Origin of the sequence: Eubacterium uniforme (genome assembly GCF_900167115.1) — a bacterium.
Classification (GTDB): Bacteria; Bacillota; Clostridia; order Lachnospirales; family Lachnospiraceae; genus Eubacterium_S; species Eubacterium_S uniforme.
The window spans coordinates 1-5,860 of sequence record NZ_FUXZ01000026.1; the positions used below are offsets into that span (position 1 = coordinate 1).

A 5,860-nucleotide genomic window follows, 5' to 3' on the forward strand; every position below is an offset into this window, starting at 1 on the left:
TGTTTGCAAATTCATCCAGCCAAAACCCTACATCTAATGGCAATCTGTCATTATCATAATATCGAGCTTGATAATACAACTCTTGAAATAATAATGTATAAATCATGCCAGGAACAAAATTATAAGTTTTATCATCATCAGGAATAGTAATGAACAGATGAGATTTTGTTTTACCATCACCATTTTTTCCTATTCCAAATTCTTCAATAGGAATATCATTATCTTTTAATAATTCATGTAATTCTTTGTTTCTCCATTTTGAAAATCGTGAATTACATGATATTAAAATGGATCTTAATGTATCCCCTGCCCCTTTACTCATATCCTCATATGAATATCTTGCATCATCATCCATTGGTAATGTTTTAAATAAACGTTCTAACATCGAAGGCTGGGTATCACCAGTTCTTGGATCAATTATTACATCAGCTCTATGAATAAAGTCCAAAAATGTTACTAGATTCATTTCATAGTGAACCTGATCATTTTCTTCTATCGAACCATATTTAGTCCAATCTATATCACAGGGACAATGCTGCCATATAAACGAAAAAATAGCTTTAATATATAAATGCTCTGCATTATCCCAAAATGGGTCACCACCAGTTGACTCTGTTTCTGGCTTAGTGTTATCCAATATGTTTGTAATTAGCATTTCAAGAGTCGTTGTGTCCCTTATATAAGGAAAAGGATTAAAATGCATGGATTTAGACATATTAACCGTATCGATAAAATAAACTCTTGTATTTTCCTGACTAGCAAGATAATTTCCATATTTTTTAATCAAACTGCCCTTAGGATCTGTATAAATCATGCTACTATGATTAACCAATAGATTAGGTGTTAAAATACTCGCAGATTTACCAGTACCAGAACCACCTGCTATAAATGTGTTATTATTAAGCAAAGTAGATTCATCATATCTAAATCTTATGTTTTCTGATAAAATTTTATTATTTGATTTATCTTCTTTATCTTCAAATTTTTTATTAAATGATTTAACATTTCCCCATTTAGCTGAACCATATTCTTCTCCTGGCATAAAATTATACGTACTATCAGCTAACTTATAAGCAAAGAATAAAAACCAAACAACCACTCCGCCTAATATGACCAGTATTGTCTTGTCATTATAATATTCTTTACTCGGATGATTAATGTAATACATTAAGTAATCCATAAAATTATCTACGTTTAACCCTTTTGTAATAAACAAAGCTGAAACACAGTAACATATATAAATTACCATTACCAGAAAAATAGAAAAAATAATAATGGTATTTCTTCTTTTTATATTCTTACGTTGCATATATTCACTTCCTATTTCTTCTTATTGTTGATGAATTAAAAGCATTTTTCCCTTTTGTTAATTTAATAGATTTAATACCATTTTCTTTATCAAACTTATTCCATCCCTCAGTAAAATAATTGCTCAATTTTTTATTATGTATTATTTCTGTCTTTTTTACATTTCCCCTACTAATCCTTTGGACAACTGATGTTGAGTCTTTATGTAAAAATGTGGTTGCTGTCTTATTATCGTTTGAAATGTAAATATCTTCTTTCTTTACTGCTATCATTAGAAAACTGCCTACACGGTAATCGTATGAACCTGGCACTCTAAAAAACATATAATTTTCATCTTCAGATTTAAATAATGTTTCCATGTCCAATGATATTTTTTCATACTGACTGTTATTGGATAGTGTTTTATAACGTTCTATTTTTGAAGCTGTTTTTAAATCATTAATATCTTTTTCTATGTTTATATCTTCAGATTTTTCTTTTTTTTTAGTATTTTGCTGTTCAACCTGTTTAGCCATTAATGATGATGTTTTATCAAAGTCTTCTTTTTCTTCAATTGATGCATTATCATAATACTCTTCTTCAGTAATTTCACTTATTTTTTGAAGACTATTAAATTTATATATTTCACAAATGTCATTGATTTTATCTATATCCTGAGGATTAACAGCTATTTGAATATGATTATCTCCGTGATTCAAATCAGGTAATACAGCAAATGGAACTTTGTGTTTCTTAAATATTTTAAAGAAATCTTCCAATTCTTTTTCATCCTCACTAGGAATATCAATAATTCTATAATTACCACCTGTAATTTTTTCCATAGTGCCAATTGATACAGAATTATAAGGTCTATTAATTACAGGAAGTGATAAATCATAAAAATGTAGTTTCATTCTAATCTGCAATGCTTTCAATGCACTCTTACTAATTGTTTTTCCTGCTATATCACTACCACTTTTAATTAATAACGCAACATCTTTAAATGCTTCTCCAGAAAACCTCAAAACCTGAATAACTTCAGATAAGTCAGCATTAATATCACTCATTGTTTAACCCTCCATTTCTTAATAATTCTCTAGCCTGTCTTATGCCTTCAGCTGAATATTCAGGTTTTGCTATTTGCCAAACCATATCTTCAGAAAGGCCATCTTCTGTTATAGCTTTACTAATTTCTATTCTCTGTTCTTTAGTAAATTTACCATTAAGTAAATATTCCAATAGATTGTCTTTCTTTTTTCTAATTTTTCTTTTATTTTTGGCTAATTCTATATTAGTTTTCTGTATTTCCTTCGGAATCGATTTCAGCGCCGAACTCACTTTCATCTGAGAACATGTCATCGCTAATTTCGAAATCTGCGATAAAACTTCCTGATGGCAATTCAAATTCTGTTCCTGTAACTTCTTCATCTGTTTTATCATTTGCTCCTGAAGAACTTCTTTCTCGTTCTTCAGTATCTGATTCTCCTGTTGTATTATTTCCAATTGTTGCTGTAATTTCTGGTTCTGTTCCTGTAATTCCTTTGCTTTCTTTATTACCTTCTCCATCTGCGAATAATTCTCTGAGTTGTTCATCTATATCACCCTCTTTCCTGTTGATCATTTCGCTAATTTGTTCTTTTATTACATTTTGTTCTTCAATTAATCCATCTATTTTTTTGGATAATTCAAGTAATTCATCCTTTAAAGGTAAAATAATTTCTATTAACTCTTCTTTACTCATATCAATATCCTCACTATCTTGTTCTACACTTACAAAAGGGATTTTCAAGTTCCACCACCTGCATTGAATTCCTTTCAATTTTATGTACTGGTATATTTCTTTTAACCTTATATACTAATTCTTCATTAAAATCCTTAAATCCTTCCTCACATTGGATAACCTCAACATTTATATCATTTCTTTTTTCTTTTATCATTTGTTTTATTTGTTCTGTCGCTTTAATTCCTGCTGAATCTCTATCTAAACCTAATATAATATTCTTTATATTTGGATTATCTAACCAATAGTTAATTGAGGAAGTTTTAGTTATTCCTGTTAAGGCTAAATAATTCCATTTATATAAATCATCTCCTTGCATACTCATTACCGATAAGGCATCGATAATAGCTTCAGTAATGAATAATGTGTCACTTTTATAGTCTAAAAAAAAGCAGCGATTATAATCGCTACCTGGCACATCTCTTTTATAAGGGTATTGTTCATTTGTTCCTTTTAAATTAGCAAACACTGGTTGTCTAATTCCTTCTTTTGTTTCATAAGCTACAAAAACTATATTTTTATGTTCTTCGTCTTGATATATATATCCTTTGTTAGCTAAACTTTTAACAACATCAACAGATAAACATCGTGTTTTAATTAAATATGCAAAAGCATTACGCATATTGTCTGATTTTCTTGGTAATTCTAATTTACATGACTTTTCATTATTATTTCTTACGTCCCTGAATCTGCTTATTTGAGCTTCTCCAATATAATTATCATTTAAATAATTTACAGCACCAATAAAATCCATGTTTCCAAATTCAATAAGAAAATCAAATACAGATTTACTACTTCCATCCGAACTATATCTAACATACTTGTTCTTCCTTGGATCTATCATCACGGAATCATGTTCTTTTAAAGAATAAAAATTTCCTTTTTTTACAACATGATACCCCATAGCCGAAGCTACATTCTGAATGGGTATATTTCTTAATTTTTCAATAAGTTCTTCTGCTACATATTTCAAAATTATCACCTCCAACTAAAAAGAGAACTAGTTTTTCCTAGTTCTCTTAAAAATTTACATTCTTTATCAATTGTAATTATACCATAAAACGTTAGTCCGTTTAGTACAACTTTAGTACATTTAGTCCGCTTAAAAATATATTTACACGTATGTATTATTATTTTATAATCCCTTTTTCCGTATTTTTCTTTCTTTTAGGTTTGTTTCCAATTCCTTTTTTATTTTATTCATATATTTCTTTTCAGTCTGAAGCTCGTTTTTTATTTTCATAAATTCATTTTTCTTATGAATATACGAATTATAGGCTTGTTCAGTCTTTTTTACATCCATGAATTTTTCTATTTTCTTTATTCTATCCTTATCAATAGTTTCATCTTCAGATAATACTTTATATGTTTTTAATAGCTCAAATAAAGACGGAATATACTTTGAATGTTTTAAGTAATCTTTATATTCATTGTTTAATGATTTTATGGACTTTTGTATTTTAGCTATTTGATTGTCTTTTATATCTATTTTTTCAATCAAATCATTATATGAATTAACTTGATTTTTTTGTATCGTCATAAATGATTTAACAAGAGTATTAATCTTACTAACTGTTCTGTTTACTTCCCAATTAGATAAATGTTTGCCTCTTTTTAATATATGATCTGCATAATAAACCTTTTTAGCTATCTCTTTTTGATAAACAGACATATTATCCCATGAAACAAAACTTTTATATACATGCATTTTATTAACGTTTCTATTTACTGCCAATTCAACTTCTTTAATTACCAATGAATTCATATTCAGTCTTCTTTTCAAATCATCTGGAAAATATCCAAAGCCTAAACTGTTTGCTCTTATGTATTTAGTTTCACCCATAGGCTTATATTTTAATATTATTCCATATTTTTTTGAATAAGCTTCTTTAACTTCTATATCAAAGTTTTTCTCCAATATATCAAGTAATTCTTCGTAATTATTTGCCTGTTCTACCGCTTGATCTATGTTATGCTTAAGTAATTTATGCTTACTTAATGTTCCTCGTTCAATTTCATTATCCAACATCATAATATTAATTAATGGAAGATTATATTTTTCAGAAACCTTATTAACGACGGGTTGGATAATCCTTGCCCAATCTCCATTATTATATCTATATTTTTTTCCATTAACACTATTTACGGAATTAAAAACAATATGTCCATGTGGATGGTCTGTATCATTATGAACTGCGGCAACGTAATCATATTCATCCTTTAATAACTCAGATGTAATGTCATCCATAACATTTAGCATTATTGAATCCTTTATCTTTTCTCCTGAAGGATACGAAACAATAAAATGATATCCCTGTCTTCCGAATCTTTTATTATAATATGATTTGGTCTTTATAAAATTCTTAAATATTTCATCAGCTGTTAATCCAGAGTTACTAACAACCAATAATCCATTTTCTGTTTTTTTTGGATTAAGAATATAATTTATGCAGTTCATTAATCCTTGAGCAGGATCTCCAATTTTTCGTTCCTTGATATGCATGAGTTTAGTTATTGCCATGTTTTATATCCTCCAGTTTTTTTTCTATCAAATCTAATTTATAATTAAGCTGATCAATCATAATATTTAATTCTTTAGACGGCTCAAAAATATCATAAGCATTATATTGATGAGCAATCTGATTAATGTTATTACCAATTTTCCTAATTTCATATGAAATTATCTTATTTAATTCATCAAATTGTTTTTCAGTTATTTTAATATCACATGATTTGATTCTTAAATATTCGCTAACCGTCATATTTGATTTTTGTGCTTTGGTTTTTATTTTG

General features: G+C 28.0%; 7 protein-coding genes. All 7 read right to left on the minus strand.

Going from position 1 to position 5,860, the window contains the following annotated elements; genetic code table 11:
- Positions 1-1,309 (minus strand): type IV secretory system conjugative DNA transfer family protein (locus tag B5D16_RS12090; RefSeq protein WP_078767230.1); only part of this gene is annotated, 1,309 nt, incomplete at its 3' end.
- 4 nt (positions 1,310-1,313) lie between these two features.
- Positions 1,314-2,354: a DUF3801 domain-containing protein gene (locus B5D16_RS12095; RefSeq protein ID WP_078767231.1), complete on the minus strand. Its 1,041-nt coding sequence runs from the start codon at positions 2,352-2,354 to the stop codon at positions 1,314-1,316.
- The gene (locus B5D16_RS12100) at positions 2,347-2,526 is read right to left on the minus strand and encodes a hypothetical protein (RefSeq protein ID WP_078767232.1); all 180 of its coding nucleotides are present in this window, start codon (positions 2,524-2,526) and stop codon (positions 2,347-2,349) included. The genes B5D16_RS12095 and B5D16_RS12100 overlap by 8 nt, the downstream gene beginning before the upstream one ends.
- 52 nt (positions 2,527-2,578) lie before the next feature.
- Positions 2,579-3,076, minus strand: coding sequence for a hypothetical protein (locus tag B5D16_RS12105; protein ID WP_078767233.1), 498 nt, complete (start codon positions 3,074-3,076; stop codon positions 2,579-2,581).
- On the minus strand, positions 3,042-4,040 hold the full coding sequence (locus tag B5D16_RS12110) for a DUF3991 and TOPRIM domain-containing protein (protein WP_078767234.1): 999 nt from the start codon (positions 4,038-4,040) through the stop codon (positions 3,042-3,044). The genes B5D16_RS12105 and B5D16_RS12110 overlap by 35 nt, the downstream gene beginning before the upstream one ends.
- Before the next feature lie 162 nt (positions 4,041-4,202).
- Positions 4,203-5,588, minus strand: a complete 1,386-nt coding sequence (locus tag B5D16_RS12115) for a relaxase/mobilization nuclease domain-containing protein (RefSeq protein WP_078767235.1) — start codon at positions 5,586-5,588, stop codon at positions 4,203-4,205.
- Positions 5,575-5,860: plasmid mobilization relaxosome protein MobC (gene mobC, locus B5D16_RS12120; protein ID WP_159444387.1), on the minus strand; the 286-nt coding region annotated here is incomplete at its 5' end. The genes B5D16_RS12115 and mobC, both read right to left, overlap by 14 nt.